The sequence below is a fragment of the Paracoccus lutimaris genome (assembly GCF_003337565.1).
Taxonomy (GTDB): Bacteria; Pseudomonadota; Alphaproteobacteria; order Rhodobacterales; family Rhodobacteraceae; genus Paracoccus; species Paracoccus lutimaris.
On sequence record NZ_QPJL01000006.1, the window covers coordinates 24,075 to 41,030 of the forward strand.

Below are 16,956 nucleotides of genomic sequence, written 5' to 3' on the forward strand. Positions count from 1 at the left end.
CGGAACATGCGCGATGCCAGACAATCCCCAGACGGGGCCGATGATGGCCCCTTCGGCCCAGCATCCTGCCGTGCCGCCGCCGCTGGCCCAGCCGCCACGGCGGGACCGGCAAGGCACCGCGATCCTGCTGATCTGCGGCTCGGCCTTCATCTTTGCCGCACAGGACGGGATCTCGCGCTATCTGGGCGCGACCTATTCGCCCGTCTTCGTGATCATGCTGCGCTATTGGTTCTTTGCGGTCTTCGTGATCCTGCTTTGCGCCCGCGCGCCGGGCGGGCTGTCGCGCGCCGTGCGCAGCAAGCGGCCGGCCATCCAGATATTCCGCGGCATCCTGCTGGCGCTTGAGGTCATTGTCACCGTCGAGGCCTTCATCCGGCTGGGCCTGATCAACACCCATGCGATCTTTGCCTGCTATCCGCTGCTGATCTCGGCGCTGTCGGGGCCGGTTCTGGGCGAAAAGGTCGGCTGGCGCCGCTGGGCGGCGGTCGCGGCGGGGTTTCTGGGCATCCTGATCGTGCTGAAACCCGGCAGCGGCGTCTTCAGCACCGATGCCATCCTGCCCTTTCTGGGCGCGGTGATGTTCGCGGTCTACGGGTTGCTGACGCGGCTGGTCGGGCGCGACGACAGCGCCATGGTCAGCTTTTTCTGGACCGGGATTTCGGGCGCCGTGGCGATGACGCTGATCGGCATCTGGCATTGGGAGCCGATCGCCGTCCGCGACATCCCGTGGCTTTTGCTGCTGTGCCTTGGCGCCGCCTGCGCGCATTTCATGCTGATCAAGGCCTATGAACTGGCCGAAGCATCCGCCCTGCAACCCTTTTCCTATACGCAGCTTGTCTGGGTCAGCCTGTTCGGCGTGACCATCTTTGGCGAGACGCTGGCCCCGAACGTGGCGCTTGGCGGCGCCATCGTCGTCGGCGCGGGCATGTTTACCTGGTGGCGCTCGCACCAGCGCGCGCGGGCCGGGTTGGAGTGATCGCGCCACCCGCTGCCGCCGGATCGGCGGCGGCCTGATCGAGCGGAACGGCCGGCACCGGCCCCAGCACCTCGGCCAGAACGCCGCCCGCCGCGAAATAGGCCAGCGCGCGTGGCCCCGGCAGCGGCCGGGCCGAGCGGGCCAGCTGGATACGCAGCGCCTCGGGTGCCGGCTTCACCCCGCCCCCGGTCAGGTCCCATGTCGGCACCAAAGGCACCGGCCTGCCCTGAATGCGGGCGCGATAGACGGGCAGCGCCTCGGCCACGCGCATGACGTAATTGCGGGTCTCGTCAAAGGGGATCATCTCGACCCAATCGACCGGATCGACCTCGCCGCGCAGGTCGCCGAACTCGCCCAGCCAGCGGGCCGAGCGCCCCGGCCCGGCATTGTAGCCCGCCGCGACCAGCGCGACCGAGGGGCCGAAGCGTTCGCGCAGGCCCGCCAGATAGGCCGCGCCCAGACGCGCATTATAGGCCGCGTCGCGGGTCAGCCGCCTTTGATCAAAGGGCTCGCCGATCTTGCGCGCCATCGAGCGCGCGGTGTCGGGCATGACCTGCATCAGCCCCAGCGCCCCGGCATGGGACGAAACCGTGTGATTGAACTCGCTTTCGCGCCGGGCGATGGCCATGACCAGTTCGGGCGGCAGGCCCAGGTCATCGGTCTCAAGCCCGGTCAGCGGGAAATAGGCATCGGGATAGACCGCGCCCTTGGCCGCCGCCGCCTTGGCCAGACGCAGTGCGTGCCATGGCAGGCGCATGTCCAGCATCATCCGCGCCATGCGGCCGATATCCTCGGGCGTGGCGGTCTCGGCAAGATGCAGCAGGAAACGCTGGCCCTGATCGGGCTCGCCCGCCGCGATCAGCCAGACGCCGGCCTGCCAGACCGGGTTTTCGCGCAGGCTTGATCCGCGCCATTCCGGCAAGCTGCCCCCCGCCCGCTGGCCGCCAAGCGTGGCGAAATCCAGCGGCTGGCCCAGCTTTTCGCCGGCCAATTGCCCATACCACGCCGATTTGTAATCCGCCGCCCGGCGATAGGCGGCCTCGGCCCGCGCGGCATGACCTTGCGCCTCAAGCGCGCGGCCCTGCCAATAAAGCGCCCGCGAGACCGAGATCGGGCTGGTCACCCCCGCCTCAAGCGCCTTGAAGCGCGCAAGCGCTCGGTCGGGCGCACCACCGCGCAGGGCGGCATAGCCGGCCAGCCATTCCAGATCTATAAATTCATCGCTGCCCGGCAGCATGAAATGCCCGGCGGCCAGTTTCTCGGCCAGCGCCCAATCGCCCTGCCGCAGCGCAAGCCGGGCGTAATCGGCGCGCTTTCCGGCCCATGCGGCGGGATCGCGTAGCGCCTCAGGGCTGGTCGAGCGTTCCAGCATCAGGTCCCGCGCCAGTTCCGGCATCTTGGCCCAGACCCGCCAGCGAAAGCGGTCCAGGGCCAGCCCGGCATCCTGCTGCTGCGCCTCTGGCAGCGACAGGATCAGCTTGTCAACGCCCCCCTGCCCCGATTGCAGCGCCAGCCGCGCCTTGCCAAGGGCTTGCCCGGCGGGCGTCGCCAAGGGCAGCGCCACCTGCGCCGCCTGCCATTCGCCCAGATCCAGAAGCCGCGCCAGCCGCGCGTCATGCAGCCCGGCGATATCGGCCCCATAAGCGGCAACAAAGATGTCGGCTTCGGCCTTGTTCAGCGCCTGCTCGGTCCAGAAGCGCGCGATCTCGGCCTTGGCGGCGGCGGGGTCGGTGGCCTGCAAGGCCCCGATCAGCGCCAGGGCACCGTTCAGCGTGTCGGGACGGCGGGCACCGAACCAGCCGATCACCTCGGCGGGCGGCAGGTCGGCGCGCAGGACCGCATCGCCCCGCTTGTAGAACAGCGCCAGCCCCGGCCAGTCGCCATGGCGGGCGGCAAAGTCGCGATATTCTGGCCATGTCCCCTGCCCCGCACGCAGCCGCTGCCACAGGACCAGATCCAGCGCCATCGGGCCGGATCGCGCCGCCTCGGCCTCGGCCACCGGCCAGTCCCGCATCGAGGCCGCCGCCAGCGCCCGGCCGATCTGCGCGGCATCCTCGGCCAAGGCCGGGGCCGTCGAAAGCGCCAGCAGCGCAGCGGCCAGCGGCCCGATGATCCTGTCGCGGAGAGAAGACGTCATGATTTCACTTGTGCGAAACTCTGCCGGGGGGTGCAACTCACATCCTTGGCAATCGCGGCTTCGGGATGTAAGCCCCTATTAACCGCAAATGTCAGGATATCCCCATGTTCAAAGGCTCGATGCCCGCGTTGGTCACGCCCTTCACCCCCGACGGGGAGCTGGATCTCCCGGCGTTGGAAAAGCTGGTCGAATGGCATATCGCCGAGGGTAGCCACGGTCTGGTGCCCGTGGGCACCACCGGCGAAAGCCCGACGCTGAGCCATGACGAACATCGCAAGGTCGTCGAAGAGGTGATCCGCGTCACCGCCGGCCGCGTCCCGGTGATTGCCGGCGCGGGATCGAATTCGACGCGCGAGGGGATCGGCCTGATCCAGCACGCGCAGGCCGCGGGCGCCGATGCGGCGCTGGTGGTGACGCCCTATTACAACAAGCCGACCCAGCCCGGCCTGATCGCGCATTACACCGCGCTGCATGACGCCAGCGACCTGCCGATCATCATCTACAATATCCCCGGCCGCTCGGTCATCGACATGACGCCCGAGACCATGGGCGAGCTGGCGAAACTGCCGCGCATCGCCGGTGTCAAGGACGCGACCGGCAAGCTGGAGCGGGTCAGCCTGCAGCGCATGACCTGCGGCACGGATTTCATCCAGTTGTCGGGCAATGACGACACCGCGCTTGGCTTCAACGCCCATGGCGGTGTGGGCTGCATCTCGGTCACCGCGAACGTCGCGCCGCGGCTTTGCGCCGAATTCCAGAATGCCATGCTGGCGGGCGATTTCGCCCTTGCCCTGACCTATCAGGACAAGCTGATGCCGCTGCATGTGGCGATCTTCCTTGAGCCGGGCGTCGCGGGGGCGAAATACGCCATGTCGCGGCTGGGGCTTTGCAGCGACCGCGTGCGCCTGCCGCTGGTCGGGCTGACCGACGCGACCAAGGCCGCCATCGACGCGGCGATGAAGCATGCCAGCCTGATCTGAGGGCCCATCTGCCGCCCGGCTTTGGCACGGGCGGCAACCCCTGTCAGCGCGTCAGGCGCAGAGCCAACAGGCCGATGACAAAGGGCAGCACAATAATAACGACCCCGCCTTCGAGCAGCAGGATGATGGCGAACACACAGGCATAGGTCACCGGACCGATCACGGCAAAGACCAGCACAGGCGCGACCAGCCAGAACCGCAATCCCTGCCAGCGGCCGGTCGCCAGCCCAAAGAGATTGCCTGAAAGGCCGCAAGCCCGCTAAGGCCGCCCATCACCGCGACCGCCGCCATCATCGCCGCCACAAAGCCATCGGGGCGCTCGGGATCGACAAGGCTGATCGCCGTCATATTCGCCATGAACCACGCAATCCCAAACCCGGCCAGATATGCCACGCCATAGGCGCGCCACGGCATCGGGGCAGCGGGTCTATCAGTCATCGCGCCTTAGCCTTTGCGGGCCGCCTCGACCCTGTCGACCAGACTTTCCTGATCGGGCGCGGCGAATGTCGCCCAATGCTTGTCGGGCGCCGGGCGCGGCAGTTCATGCGCGTCCCAGCCCAGATGCATATGCGCCTTGGCGATGAAAAAGCCGGTGACCGGCGCGGTCAGGAACAGAAACAGCGTGATCAGCAGCTCGTGCCAGCTGAAATGCCCGTGATGGACCGGAAACCAGATCATCGAGGCCAGCAGCACACCCCCGACGCCCAGCGTCGCCGATTTCGTCGGCGCATGCAGCCGCGTCATCGGGTCGGGCAGCTTGACCAGCCCGTATGAGCCGACCAGCCCGAAAAAGCCCCCCACAACCAGCAGGCCCGAGACGATGAATTCCCAGATCATGGCCCCATCCCCCATCATTCGCCTCCTGTCATTCGATGATGTCCCCGCGCAGGACGAACTTGGCATAGGCCACGGTCGAGATGAAACCGACCATGGCAAACAGCAGCGAGGCCTCGAAATACATGCCGGTGCCGCGATGCAGGCCAAACAGCGTCAGCAGCGCGATCATGTTCACCGCCATCGTGTCCAAGGCCAGCACACGGTCGGCCAGCCCCGGCGCGAAGACGACGCGGAACAGGCAGAACAGCAGCGCCAGCCCGAAACAGCCATAGGCGAAATAGATGGCATATTCGATCATTCGAAGATCTCCTTCAGCCGGGCCTCGTAGCGGGTCTGGATCTCGTCGCGGACGGAATCGGGGTCGGGCGCATGCAGACAATGCACCAGCAGGGCGCGGCCGTCCTCGGCCAGATCGCAGCTGACCGTGCCGGGGGTCAGGGTGATGGTGGCGGCCAGAGTGGTGATCGCCTCGGGGCGGCGCAATTGCAGCGGGATCACCACCCAGGCCGGACGCAGCGCCCGGCGCGGCATGAAGATGACGATCTGCGCCACCGCGAAATTGGCCTTGAGGATGTCCCAGATGACAATGGCCAGATAGGCGGGGATCTTTTCGGGGCGGCTATAGCCGCGCGCCTCGGGCCAATAGGGCGCGGTCATCAGCGGCACCACCGTGCCCACGATGACCGCAAATACCAGCGAGCCGACGGCCCAGCGGTTCACCAGCAGCATCCAGACCAGGATCAGCGTCACCGACAGCCATGGATGCGGATAAAGGCGACGGATCATTTCGTGCCCTCCTGCATGTTCAGCACCGCGCCAAGATAGGCCCCGGCATCATGGAGCTGATGCGCGGTGGCATCGGCAAAGCGCATGACCGGCCCGGCAAAGACCGTCAGCGCCACGATCCCCGCCAGCAACAGCCCGGTCGCGGCAAAGGTCAGCCCCGGCGAGGCCGCGTCACCCAGATCCTGAATATGCTCATCGGGTTCCAGCTTGGGCGGGATCGGCCCGGCATGGGCGGGGGCGTCCTCGTCCTCGGGGGCATATGGGCCCTGCACCTCGTAGCATTTCCAGAACACCAGCGAGCCCGCGCGCGCCAGCCCGTAGATGGCGATCAGCGAGGTGGCAAGGATGATCGACCAGATCCAGATCGCATCCGGCGCCCCGGCCGTGGCCTGCAGGATCAAAAGCTTGCCGATAAAGCCCGACAGGGGCGGCATGCCGGCAATGGCGATGGCGGTGACGAAATACAGCGCCGCGATGATGCCGTTTCCGGGCATGATCGGCGCCAGGCGCAGCCACAGATCGCCGCGCCGCGCCCCGATCATGTCCACGATCAGAAACAGCGATGCCGCCGCCAGCGTCGAATGGATCATGTAATAGATCGCCGCCGCCGTCGCCTGCGGGGTATATTGCGACACCGCGATCATCAGCGTCCCGATCGAGCCGATGGCCGCGAAGGCCGCCATCCGCCCCAGATTGCGCGACCCCAATATGCCGATCTGGCCGATGACCAGCGTGAACAGCGCCGCCGGCAGCAACAGGTCCGCGACCACGCTTTCGATCACCGAATCCTGCGGGAAGACCAACGTAAAGAAGCGGATGATCGCATAGACCCCGACCTTGGTCATGATCGCAAACAGCGCCGCCACCGGCCCCGGCGCATTGGCATAGGTCGAGGGCAGCCAGAAATGCAGCGGCACCAGCGCCGCCTTGATCGCGAAGACCAGGATCAACAGCACCGCGCCGGTGCGCAAAAGCGCCGTATCCTCGGCCGGCATCTGCGAGATGCGGATCGCCATATCGGCCATGTTCAGCGTGCCGGTGACCGAATAAAGCACCCCCAGCGCCGCCAGAAACAGCGTCGAGCCGGCAAGGTTATAGGCGATGTATTGCACGCCCGCGCGCAGCCGCATCTCGCCGCCGCCATGGATCATCAGCCCGTAGCTGGCGATCAGCAGCACCTCGAAGAACACGAACAGGTTGAAGGCGTCGCCGGTCAGGAATGCGCCGCAGACCCCCATCAGCTGGAACTGCCACAGCGCGTGGAAATGCCAGCCCTTGCGGTCCCAGCCCGAGCCGACGGCATAAAGCTGCACCACCAGCGCCAGCACCGCGGTCAGCAGCACCATCAGCGCCGCCAGCCGGTCCAGCACCAGCACGATGCCGAAGGGCGCGGCCCAGTTGCCCAGCCGATAGACATAGACCTGATCCGAGGCGGCGTGCCAGTTCAGATAGATCCCGACCCCGACCAGCAGCGCCGTGCCGATGACCGAAAAGACGCGCTGCAACAGCAGGTCGTTGCGCATCCACAGGATGATAAGCGCACCGATGACGGCGGGCAGGATGACCGGGGCAATGATCAGATGGCTCATGCGCCTTTGTCCCCCGGGCGGCTGTCGGGCAGGCGGTCGGAACGCGGCATGTCGACGCGGTCATCCCCCCCCTCCAGAAAGGCGCCAAGCGCCATCATCACCACCACCGCCGTCATGCCGAATGAAATCACGATGGCGGTCAGCACCAGCGCCTGCGGCAAGGGGTCGGTATAGACCGTGGTCCCCTCGTGCAGGATCGGCGGCGCGTCGACGATCAGCCGGCCGGTGGCGAACAGGAAGACGTTGATGGCATAGCTCAGCATGGTCATGCCAAGGACCACGGCAAAGGTCCGCAGCCGCAGGATCAGATAGACCCCCGCCGCGGTCAGCACCCCGATTGCGCTTGATACGAGAAGTTCCATCAGGGACGCTCGGCCTCCTTGCTCGGGTCGATATCCATCGGGTGCAGATTGACCGTCTCACCCGCCTGCCGCGCGATCCGCGACAGCGAGTTCAGCGCCAGCATGACCGCCCCCACCACGCACAGGAACACGCCAAGGTCAAAGCCCATGGCCGAGGCCAGCTCGAATTTCTCGAGCCCCGGCAGCTTCACATAGCCATAGGTCGAGGTCAGGAAGGGCAGCCCCGCGAACCACGCACCGATGCCGGTGATGCCGGCGGCGATGACGCCGGCGCCGATCAGGGCGTGATAGTTGATCTTTTGCCGCTCCTGCGCCCAGGCATAGCCCGAGGCCATGTATTGCGAGACCAGCGCGATGGCCACGACCAGACCGGCGATGAAGCCGCCGCCCGGCTGGTTGTGCCCGCGCAGGAAGATATACAGCCCCACCACCAGCGAGATCGGCAGGATCAGCCGCGTCGCCACCACCAGCATCTGCGGGTGGCGGTCGCCGGCGCGCAGGCTGTCATGGACCCAGTTGCGCAGCCGCTTGCCGCTTGAGCCCATCAGCAGCGTCTCGGTCAGGGCAAAGATGGTCAGCGCGGCGATGCCCAGCACGGTGATCTCGCCAAAAGTATCATAGCCGCGGAAGTCCACCAGAATGACGTTGACGACATTGTCGCCGCCGCCCAGCTTGTGGCTGTTTTCCAGCATGTAGCCCGCGATCGACGGAAAGGCGAAATCGCTGCGCATGATGATATAGGCCAGCGCCCCGAAGCCCAGCCCCGACACCGTGGCGACAAAGGCATCCATGCCGCGCTTGCGGTCGCGGCTGTCGAGAACCGTGTACTTGGGCAGGAAATTCAGCGCCAGCAGCAGCAGGATGACGGTGACCACCTCAACCGAGATCTGGGTCAGCGCCAGATCCGGCGCCGAAAGGTAAAGGAAGCTGCAGGACACGATCAGCCCGATGATGCCCACCAGCACCAGGGCCATGATCCGCAGCCGGTGGAACATGACCATGCAGGCCGTCGCCACGATCAAAAGCAGCCAGCCGATAAAGGGCACGGCGGTGATTTCCAGCATCGGCCGCGTGGCCCCCTGATAGCCGCCGGTCGAGAACGCCCACAGCCCGCACAGCACGATGGTCAGCGACAGCGCCGCCAAGGCCCGCGACATCGAGCCATTGGTCAGGCGCGGCGTGATCCACGCGGCCACGCAGGTGCAGGCGCGGGTGATGGCGTCAAAGCTGCGCTTGCCATCGGGTCGCCAGACCATGTCGCGCAGCGCGATCATGCGGTGATTGAGGTTCAGCAGCACGACCCCGACCAGAAGCGCCGTGACCGACAGTTTCAGCGCCAGCGTCAGCCCGTGCCACAGCGCGAAATGCGGATGCGGATGCGCGCCCGTGACCGCGCTGGCCGAGGCCTCGACCAGCCAGCCGGCCATCTGGTTCGGAAACAGCCCGATCAGGACCACCAGCACCACCAGCAGCGCCGGCCCCACCCACATGCCAAAGCCCGGATCATGGGGATGGTGGGGATAGTCGTGCCGTTCCGGCCCGAAAAACACCTGCCAGATGAAGCGCAGCGAATAGCAGACCGAGAAACACGCCCCGATGGTCGCCATGGTCACGATCAGCGCCGGATGGCCCATCCAGACCATATGGCTGGCCTCCTCGAGCATCAGCTCCTTGGAGAGGAACCCGTTCAGCGGCGCGACACCGGCCATGGACAGCGCGGCGATGGTGCCGATGATGAAGGTGATCGGCATCAGCTTGCGCAATCCCCCCAGCCGCCGGATCGAGCGCGTGCCGGCCTCATGGTCGATGATCCCGGCAGTCATGAACAGCGCGGCCTTGAAGGTGGCGTGGTTGATGATGTGAAACACCGCCGCCACCGCCGCCGCCTCGGTGCCAAAGCCCAGAAGCATGGTGATCAGGCCCAGATGCGAGACGGTCGAGAAGGCCAGAAGCGATTTCAGATCGTCGCGGAACATCCCGATCCAGGCCGCCATGACCATGGTCACCAGCCCGGTGGTGGCGACGATATAGAACCATTCGGGCGTGCCGGACAGCACCGGCCATAGCCGTGCCATCAAAAACAGCCCGGCTTTGACCATGGTCGCGGAATGCAGATAGGCCGAAACCGGGGTCGGCGCGGCCATGGCATGGGGCAGCCAGAAATGGAACGGGAACTGCGCCGATTTGGTAAAGGCACCGATCAGGATCAGGATCAGCGCCGGCAGGTAAAGCGGGCTGGCCTGAATGGCCTCGCGCGCCAGCAGGATGTCGCTGATCTCATAGCTGCCGGCGATACTGCCAAGGATCAGCATGCCCGCGATCATTGCAAGCCCGCCCATACCGGTCACGGTCAGCGCCATGCGCGCGCCCTGCCGCCCCTCGGGCAGGTGCTTCCAATAGCCGATCAGCAGGAACGAAGACAGCGAGGTCAGTTCCCAGAACACCAGAAGCAGCAGGATATTGTCCGACAGCACGATGCCCATCATCGCGCCTTGGAACAGCATCAGATAGGTATAGAACACCCCCACCGGATCGTTGCGCGACAGGTAATAGCGCGCATAGGTGATGATCAGCAGCCCGATCCCCAGGATCAGGATGCCGAACAGCAGCCCCAGCCCGTCGATGCGGAAATTCGCGTTCAGCCCCAGCGAGGGCAGCCATTCGATCCGCGAGGTGATGACCTCTCCGGCCATGATGGCGGGGATGTGCAGGCACAGGCCCAAAAGTGCGATGAATGTCGCCGCGCCACAACTGATTGCCGCCACATCGCGACCTGAACGGATCAGAAGGCCCGGCAACAAGGCCCCGATGAATGGCAGGACGGCAATCAGCGCTGGCGACATGGACCTCTTTCCCCCGTTAACCTCCTGTGTCCGCGATGGGCGCCGGGAATGTCAAGCCGATGACAAAGCGACTAGGCGATGTTCGCCTTTCGTGCTAACCAAAACGAAAAAGGGAACAGGCATGAAGATCATCGGCATAGACCCGGGCCTGCGAAACATGGGCTGGGGCGTGATCGAGACCGACGGCCCGCGCCTGCGGCATCTGGCGAATGGCATCGTCCATTCCGAGGGGGCCGATCTGGGGCCGCGGCTGGCGATGCTCTATCGCGGGCTTTGCGCGGTGATCGCCGAACACGGCCCCGATGCGGCGGCGGTCGAGCAGACCTTCGTCAACAAGGACGCGGCGGGCACGCTGAAACTGGGTCAGGCACGCGGCATCGCGCTGCTCGCCCCGGCCGAGGCCGGGCTGGAGATCGGCGAATATTCCCCGAACACGGTGAAAAAGACCGTGGTCGGCGTGGGTCACGCCGCCAAGGAACAGATCCAGCACATGGTGCGCTTCATGCTGCCGGGCGTCAGCTTTGCCGGGCCGGACGCGGCGGATGCGCTGGCGGTGGCGATCTGCCACGCCCATCACCTGCAGGGCCGCGCCCTGCGCATCAAGGCATCTGCATGAGGGCGCAGACATGATCGGACGTATCGCGGGCATCATCCTGCACCGGGCACAGGACCATGTGCTGATCGACGTGCGCGGCGTGGGCTATATCGTCCATGTCAGCGAACGCACCGCCGCCAGCCTGCCCCCCGCCGGGCAGGCGACCGCGCTTTATACCGAGCTGCTGGTGCGCGAGGACCTGTTGCAGCTTTTCGGTTTTCCGACGCTCCTGGAAAAGGAATGGCACCGGCTTCTGACCTCGGTCCAGGGTGTGGGGGCCAAGGTGGCGCTGGCGATCCTTGGCACGCTTGGCCCCGAGGGGCTGGCCCGCGCGCTGGCGCTTGGCGACTGGTCGGCACTGCGCAAGGCGCCCGGCGTCGGCCCCAAGCTCGCGCAGCGCGTGACCATGGAACTCAAGGACAAGGCCCCCGCCGTCATGGCGCTGGGGGGCGCGCTGACCGTCGATCCCGGTCCCCTGCCCGATGCCGAGGTGATCGAGGCCCCCATTCCCGCCCCGCGCGCGGCAAGGGCCCCCGATAACAGCGCGCAGGCGACGGCGGATGCGCTCTCGGCCTTGGGAAATCTGGGCTATAACCCCTCCGAGGCGGCCCGCGCCGTGGCCGAGGCCGCCGGCGCGGAACCCGGCGCGGCCACACCCGCGTTGATCCGCGCAGCCCTGCGGCTGCTGGCCCCCAGGGAGTGACGCAATGACCGGCAATATCCGCACCTTCATCCTGATGGCCGCCATGACCGCGCTGGTCATGGGCATGGGTTACCTGATCGGCGGACAGGGCGGCGCGGTGATCGCGCTGGTCCTTGCCGGGGCCGGGAATATCTGGGCGTGGTGGAACAGCGACAAGGCGGTGCTGAACCAGCAGGGCGCGATGCCGGTCACCCGCCAGCAGGCGCCCGAACTGGTCGATATGGTGGCCGCGCTGGCCGAGCGCGCGGGCCTGCCGATGCCGGCGGTCTATGTGCTGGCCTCCGAGCAGCCCAATGCCTTCGCCACCGGGCGCAATCCCGAAAATTCGGCGGTGGCGGTGACGCAGGGCATCCTGCAAGCGCTGAGCCGCGAGGAACTCGCGGGCGTCATCGCCCATGAGCTGGCCCATATCAGGAACCGCGACACCCTGACCATGACGGTCACCGCAACCATGGCCGGCGCCATTGCCATGCTGGGCAATATGCTGATGTTTTCCAGCATGTTCGGCGGACGTGACGACAATCGCGGCGGCGGGCTGGCGACGCTGCTGGCGATGATCTTTGCGCCCATCGCCGCCGGCATGGTGCAGATGGCGATCTCGCGCACCCGCGAATACGAGGCCGACCGGCTGGGCGCCGAAATCAGCGGCCAGCCGCTGGCCCTGGCATCGGCGCTGGCGAAAATCGCCCGCATGGCCGGTCGCGTGGTCAATATCCCTGCGGAACGAAACCCCGCCTCGGCCAGCATGTTCATCATCAACCCGCTGCATGCGCTGCGCATGGACCGGCTGTTCGCCACCCACCCCCCGACCGAGGAACGCATCGCACGTCTGCAAGCCATGGCCGCCGGCCCATGGGGCAGCCAATGACGCAGCCCGACCCCATGCTGCGCCCCGAAACGCAAGAGGCCGACACCGAGGACCGCGCCCTGCGCCCGCAGCTTCTGGCCGATTTCGTCGGTCAGGCCGAGGCCCGTTCCAATCTGCGCGTCTTCATCGAAAGTGCCCGGATGCGCGGTCAGGCCATGGATCATACGCTGTTTCACGGCCCGCCCGGTCTGGGCAAGACGACGCTGGCGCAGATCATGGCGCGCGAGCTGGGGGTGAATTTCAAGATGACCTCGGGCCCGGTTCTGGCCCGCGCCGGCGATCTGGCCGCGATCCTGACCAATCTGGAATCCCGCGACGTCCTGTTCATCGACGAGATCCACCGCATGAACCCGGCGGTCGAGGAAATCCTCTATCCGGCGATGGAGGATTTCGAGCTGGATCTGGTGATCGGCGAAGGCCCTGCCGCCCGCACCGTGCGGATCGAATTGCAGCCCTTCACGCTGGTCGGCGCGACAACGCGGCTGGGTCTTCTGACCACACCCCTGCGCGACCGCTTCGGCATCCCGACCCGGCTGCAATTTTATACGATCGAGGAACTGGACCTGATCGTCACCCGGGGCGCGCGGCTGATGAACATCCCCTCGGAACCCGCCGGCACCCGCGAAATCGCCCGCCGCGCCCGGGGCACACCGCGCATCGCCGGCCGGCTTCTGCGCCGCGTGATCGACTTCGCGCTGGTCGAGGGCGACGGCCGCCTGACCCGCGAAATCGCCGACAGCGCCCTGACCCGGCTGGGGGTCGATCATCTCGGGCTTGATGGCGCCGACCGCCGCTATCTGACGCTGATCGCCGAACATTACGGCGGCGGCCCGGTGGGCGTCGAAACCCTGTCCGCCGCGCTGTCCGAAAGCCGCGACGCCATCGAAGAGGTCATCGAGCCCTATCTGATGCAGCAGGGCCTTGTCAGCCGCACCCCGCGCGGGCGCATGCTGGCCCGGCTTGGCTGGCGGCATCTGGGGCTGGAGGCCCCGCGCCAACAGGAAAGTCTTTTCGATGAATGATCTGGATGCCCGCATCCGCGCCAGCTTTGACCGCCAGACGATGATGCAGACGCTGGGGGCAAGCCTGGCCAGCGTCACCCCCGGCCAGGTCACAATCACCGCCCCGATCCTGCCCACGGTGCTGCAACAGCACGGCGCGGGCCATGCCGGCCTTGCCTTCAGTATCGGCGATTCCGCAGCGGGCTATTCGGCGCTTTCGCTCATGCCCGAGGGTGCCGAGGTGATGACGGTCGAGATGAAGATCAACCTGATGTCCCCCGCCATCGGCGAACGGCTGGTCGCCGAGGGGCGCGTCATCCGCCCCGGCCGCCGCATCATGGTTGTCGCGGTTGATGTCTGGGCCGAGACTGGCGACACGCGCAAGCATGTCGCCATGCTGCAAGGCACCATGATCCCGGTCTGAAGCCTCACCGCTTTGATGCCCTGCCGGACCGGGGGCGCTGCCCCCGGGCCCCCGGGATATTTGGACATGAAAGAAGATGCCCGAGCCGCAAGCCCCTCGCTTCTTTCATGCTTAAATATCCTGGGGGAGCGCGGAACGCGCGGGGGCAAAGCCCCCATCCTGCAATAGGGCCTAGTCGTCCTTGCGGGCGGACAGGATCTTGTCTTCCTGCGCGATGAAGTGATCCATCATCACCCGCCAGAGCCGTTCGGCCAGATCGGGGTCAAGGCCCTGCCCGCTGGCCAGACGGCGGGCATTGGCCGCGACCTCCTCGACGCGGGAATGGATGCGAGCGGGCAAATGCTCGCGTGTCTTGATCCGCGCCGCCTCGTCGATCAGCGCCGAACGCTCGGCCAGCAGCGCCACCAACCGCGCGTCCAGCGCATCGATACGGGCGCGCAGTGCCGGCATGGCCGAGTCGGGGGGCAGGTCGGGATCGTATTCGCTCATGTGCGAGCCATGCCCCGACACCGCCGCCAAGGCAAGCGCCGAGATCGGCGGTATGTGGCCGATATGCCGCAAGTCATCGGCGATTTTTCGCCGAAAGCGGAACTCCATGGTGAGAATCGGCGTTTTGGCGTCAGATCGTCACAGGGGATGTCCCCGTCATTGTTGAAAGGTCATTGCGAATGAGTGCAGCCAGCTTTGTCATCAATCTTGGCTTCGGCCTGGGTCTGGCACTTGGCGCCACTGCGCTTTTGCTGCTGTAACCGGTTACGAGCCCTTCCTTCAAGGATCAGAAAAAATCCCCCGGGTCTCGCGCGACCCGGGGTTTTTTTATTTGATCCAAGCAGATGGGAAATACCGCAGGCGGCCGCGCCGGAAACGGCAAGGCGCGGCGCCGGTCACGCCGGGGCCGCGCCCGTTGCCGTCGAAGAGGTCAGCCTTAGCCCTGCGGCTGCGGGGTGGGGTCAGCGGCGGGCTTGGTGCCACCCGCACGCGGGATCGTGCTGACCGAGGGGATCGACGAGCCGGGCGTGTCATCATCACCGCCCAGAGCTTCGCCCCGGATAACCTTGCCGATATCCTCGCCGGTCAGGGTCTCGTATTCCAGGAGGCCCTGAGCCAGACGCTCGAATTCCTCGTCCTTTTCCAGCAGGATGCGATGGGCAACCTGATAGCCTTCCTCGATCAGGTCATGGACCTCCTGCTCGATAAGCTCCTTGGTTGCAGCCGAGACCGAGAAGCCGCCGGTATTGCCGGAATAGCCTTCATGCGCCTCGGCATAGTCGATATTGCCGACCTTGTCGGACATGCCCCAACGCATCACCATGGCGCGCGCGAGCTGGCTGGCCTGCTGGATATCGCCGGCGGGACCGTTCGAGACGCCCTCTTCGCCGTATTTGATGATCTCGGCGGCCTTGCCTGCCATGGTCATCGCCAGACGCTGCTTGGCCTCGTCCTTGTGATAGTTCAGCCGGTCCATCTCGGGCAGGCTGACGACCATGCCAAGGGCGCCGCCGCGCGGAATGATCGTGGCCTTGTAGACCGGATCGCATTTCGGCAGGGACAGCCCGACGATAGCATGCCCGGCCTCGTGATAGGCGGTCTTTTCCTTTTGCTCGGGGGTCAGCACCATGCTGCGGCGCTCGACGCCCAGCATGACCTTGTCCTTGGCATTCTCGAAATCTTCCATGGTGACAAAGCGACGGCCAATGCGCGCGGCCATCAGCGCGGCCTCGTTCACCAGGTTCATCAGGTCCGCGCCCGAGAAACCGGGCGTGCCGCGGGCGATGATGCGCAGATCGACATCGGGGCCGGTCGGCACCTTGCGCGAATGCACGCCAAGGATCTTTTCGCGGCCCTTGATATCGGGATTCGGCACATGGATCTGGCGATCGAAACGGCCGGGACGCAACAGCGCCGGGTCCAGCACGTCCTTGCGGTTCGTGGCGGCGATGATGATGACGCCTTCATTGGCGTCAAAGCCGTCCATTTCCACCAGAAGCTGGTTCAGCGTCTGCTCGCGCTCGTCATTGCCGCCGCCGATGCCAACGCCGCGCGCGCGTCCCACCGCGTCGATTTCGTCGATGAAGACGATGCAGGGCGCCGATTTCTTGGCCTGCTCGAACATGTCGCGCACCCGGCTTGCGCCGACGCCCACGAACATCTCGACGAAATCCGAACCCGAGATGGTAAAGAAGGGCACGCCCGCCTCGCCCGCGATGGCGCGCGCGAGCAGGGTCTTACCGGTGCCCGGAGGGCCGACCAGCAGCGCGCCTTTGGGGATCTTGCCGCCAAGGCGGCTGAATTTCTGCGGGTTGCGCAGGAATTCGACGATCTCTTCCAGTTCTTCCTTGGCCTCGTCGATGCCGGCCACGTCGTCAAAGGTCACGCGGCCATGCTTTTCGGTCAAGAGTTTCGCGCGCGACTTGCCAAAGCCCATGGCCCCGCCTTTGCCGCCGCCCTGCATCCGGTTCATGAAGAAGATCCAGACCCCGATCAGCAGGATGAAGGGCAGCCAGACGCCCAAAAGCGACATGAAGCCCGATTGCTGCTGGCGTTCGACCTTGACCTCGACCCCGTCGGCGATCAGGCGGTCGGCGATTTCCTCGCCCTGCGGACGGACGGTCGCGTAAGACTTGCCGTCCTTGGCGGTGATGGCGATGTTCTCGCCGTCGATGGTGACGGCGGTGACCTCATCCTTTTCCACCCGCTGGATGAAATCGGAATAGCTGATCTGGCGGCTGTTCATCTGGGCGGAACCGTCGCTGAACAGGTTGAACAGCGTCAGGATCATCAGAAACAGAACCACCCAGAAGGCGATATTGCGCGCATTGCCCAAAGGCAGGTCCTCCGCGGGTAAAAGCTTTGAT

The 16,956-nt window shown here is 66.0% G+C and carries 18 protein-coding genes; 7 read left to right on the top strand and 11 right to left on the bottom strand.

Annotated elements, in window-relative coordinates; genetic code table 11:
- Positions 1 to 13 precede the first annotated feature (13 nt).
- Positions 14 to 976: a DMT family transporter gene (locus DFP89_RS07265; RefSeq protein WP_114348769.1), complete on the top strand. Its 963-nt coding sequence runs from the start codon at positions 14 to 16 to the stop codon at positions 974 to 976.
- On the opposite strand, the gene DFP89_RS07270 is transcribed toward DFP89_RS07265, so the two are convergent.
- Positions 930 to 3,113: a lytic transglycosylase domain-containing protein gene (locus tag DFP89_RS07270; protein ID WP_114348770.1), complete on the bottom strand. Its 2,184-nt coding sequence runs from the start codon at positions 3,111 to 3,113 to the stop codon at positions 930 to 932. The two genes, DFP89_RS07265 and DFP89_RS07270, sit on opposite strands and share 47 nt — an antisense overlap.
- A gap of 104 nt (positions 3,114 to 3,217) precedes the next feature.
- Here DFP89_RS07270 and dapA point away from each other — a divergent pair, with 104 nt between their 5' ends.
- On the top strand, positions 3,218 to 4,093 hold the full coding sequence (dapA, locus tag DFP89_RS07275; protein WP_114348771.1) for a 4-hydroxy-tetrahydrodipicolinate synthase: 876 nt from the start codon (positions 3,218 to 3,220) through the stop codon (positions 4,091 to 4,093).
- Positions 4,094 to 4,136: 43 nt separating this feature from the next.
- Here the strand turns inward: dapA and DFP89_RS21010 are convergent, their stop codons facing one another.
- Genes DFP89_RS21010 through DFP89_RS07310 form a run of 8 tightly spaced genes read right to left on the bottom strand, consistent with a single transcriptional unit; the run spans position 4,137 to position 10,510 of the window.
- Positions 4,137 to 4,271: a hypothetical protein gene (locus DFP89_RS21010; protein WP_281271200.1), complete on the bottom strand. Its 135-nt coding sequence runs from the start codon at positions 4,269 to 4,271 to the stop codon at positions 4,137 to 4,139.
- Complete coding sequence (locus tag DFP89_RS07280; RefSeq protein WP_147273284.1) at positions 4,253 to 4,531, bottom strand: hypothetical protein; 279 nt, start codon at positions 4,529 to 4,531, stop codon at positions 4,253 to 4,255. The genes DFP89_RS21010 and DFP89_RS07280 overlap by 19 nt, the downstream gene beginning before the upstream one ends.
- Before the next feature lie 6 nt (positions 4,532 to 4,537).
- Entirely contained in the window at positions 4,538 to 4,930 is a 393-nt protein-coding gene (locus DFP89_RS07285; protein WP_114348911.1) for a Na+/H+ antiporter subunit G, read from the bottom strand.
- A gap of 28 nt (positions 4,931 to 4,958) precedes the next feature.
- Complete coding sequence (locus DFP89_RS07290; RefSeq protein WP_114348773.1) at positions 4,959 to 5,228, bottom strand: K+/H+ antiporter subunit F; 270 nt, start codon at positions 5,226 to 5,228, stop codon at positions 4,959 to 4,961.
- A complete protein-coding gene (locus DFP89_RS07295; RefSeq protein WP_114348774.1) occupies positions 5,225 to 5,716 on the bottom strand; it encodes a Na+/H+ antiporter subunit E in 492 nt (163 codons plus the stop codon). Before DFP89_RS07295 ends, DFP89_RS07290 begins: the two co-directional genes overlap by 4 nt.
- On the bottom strand, positions 5,713 to 7,305 hold the full coding sequence (locus tag DFP89_RS07300; protein WP_114348775.1) for a monovalent cation/H+ antiporter subunit D: 1,593 nt from the start codon (positions 7,303 to 7,305) through the stop codon (positions 5,713 to 5,715). The genes DFP89_RS07295 and DFP89_RS07300 overlap by 4 nt, the downstream gene beginning before the upstream one ends.
- On the bottom strand, positions 7,302 to 7,667 hold the full coding sequence (locus DFP89_RS07305) for a Na+/H+ antiporter subunit C (protein WP_114348776.1): 366 nt from the start codon (positions 7,665 to 7,667) through the stop codon (positions 7,302 to 7,304). Before DFP89_RS07305 ends, DFP89_RS07300 begins: the two co-directional genes overlap by 4 nt.
- Positions 7,667 to 10,510 carry a monovalent cation/H+ antiporter subunit A gene (locus tag DFP89_RS07310; protein WP_114348777.1) on the bottom strand — a complete coding sequence of 948 codons (2,844 nt, stop codon included), beginning with the start codon at positions 10,508 to 10,510 and terminating at the stop codon, positions 7,667 to 7,669. Before DFP89_RS07310 ends, DFP89_RS07305 begins: the two co-directional genes overlap by 1 nt.
- 121 nt (positions 10,511 to 10,631) lie before the next feature.
- Between DFP89_RS07310 and ruvC the strand changes: the two genes are divergently transcribed.
- From ruvC to DFP89_RS07335, 5 genes are read left to right on the top strand one after another with little or no spacing between them, the layout of a single operon-like run.
- Positions 10,632 to 11,126, top strand: a complete 495-nt coding sequence (gene ruvC / locus DFP89_RS07315; RefSeq protein ID WP_114348778.1) for a crossover junction endodeoxyribonuclease RuvC — start codon at positions 10,632 to 10,634, stop codon at positions 11,124 to 11,126.
- Positions 11,127 to 11,136: 10 nt separating this feature from the next.
- Positions 11,137 to 11,808: a Holliday junction branch migration protein RuvA gene (gene ruvA, locus DFP89_RS07320; protein WP_114348779.1), complete on the top strand. Its 672-nt coding sequence runs from the start codon at positions 11,137 to 11,139 to the stop codon at positions 11,806 to 11,808.
- Between the two features lie 4 nt (positions 11,809 to 11,812).
- Positions 11,813 to 12,676, top strand: coding sequence for a zinc metalloprotease HtpX (gene htpX / locus DFP89_RS07325; RefSeq protein ID WP_114348780.1), 864 nt, complete (start codon positions 11,813 to 11,815; stop codon positions 12,674 to 12,676).
- The gene (gene ruvB / locus DFP89_RS07330) at positions 12,673 to 13,698 is read left to right on the top strand and encodes a Holliday junction branch migration DNA helicase RuvB (RefSeq protein WP_114348781.1); all 1,026 of its coding nucleotides are present in this window, start codon (positions 12,673 to 12,675) and stop codon (positions 13,696 to 13,698) included. Before htpX ends, ruvB begins: the two co-directional genes overlap by 4 nt.
- Positions 13,691 to 14,101, top strand: a complete 411-nt coding sequence (locus tag DFP89_RS07335) for a PaaI family thioesterase (protein WP_114348782.1) — start codon at positions 13,691 to 13,693, stop codon at positions 14,099 to 14,101. Before ruvB ends, DFP89_RS07335 begins: the two co-directional genes overlap by 8 nt.
- 171 nt (positions 14,102 to 14,272) lie before the next feature.
- Here the strand turns inward: DFP89_RS07335 and DFP89_RS07340 are convergent, their stop codons facing one another.
- Both DFP89_RS07340 and ftsH read right to left on the bottom strand, forming a co-directional pair.
- Positions 14,273 to 14,590, bottom strand: coding sequence for a chorismate mutase (locus tag DFP89_RS07340; protein ID WP_114348912.1), 318 nt, complete (start codon positions 14,588 to 14,590; stop codon positions 14,273 to 14,275).
- 436 nt (positions 14,591 to 15,026) lie between these two features.
- Positions 15,027 to 16,925: an ATP-dependent zinc metalloprotease FtsH gene (ftsH, locus tag DFP89_RS07345; RefSeq protein ID WP_114348783.1), complete on the bottom strand. Its 1,899-nt coding sequence runs from the start codon at positions 16,923 to 16,925 to the stop codon at positions 15,027 to 15,029.
- Positions 16,926 to 16,956 lie beyond the last annotated feature (31 nt).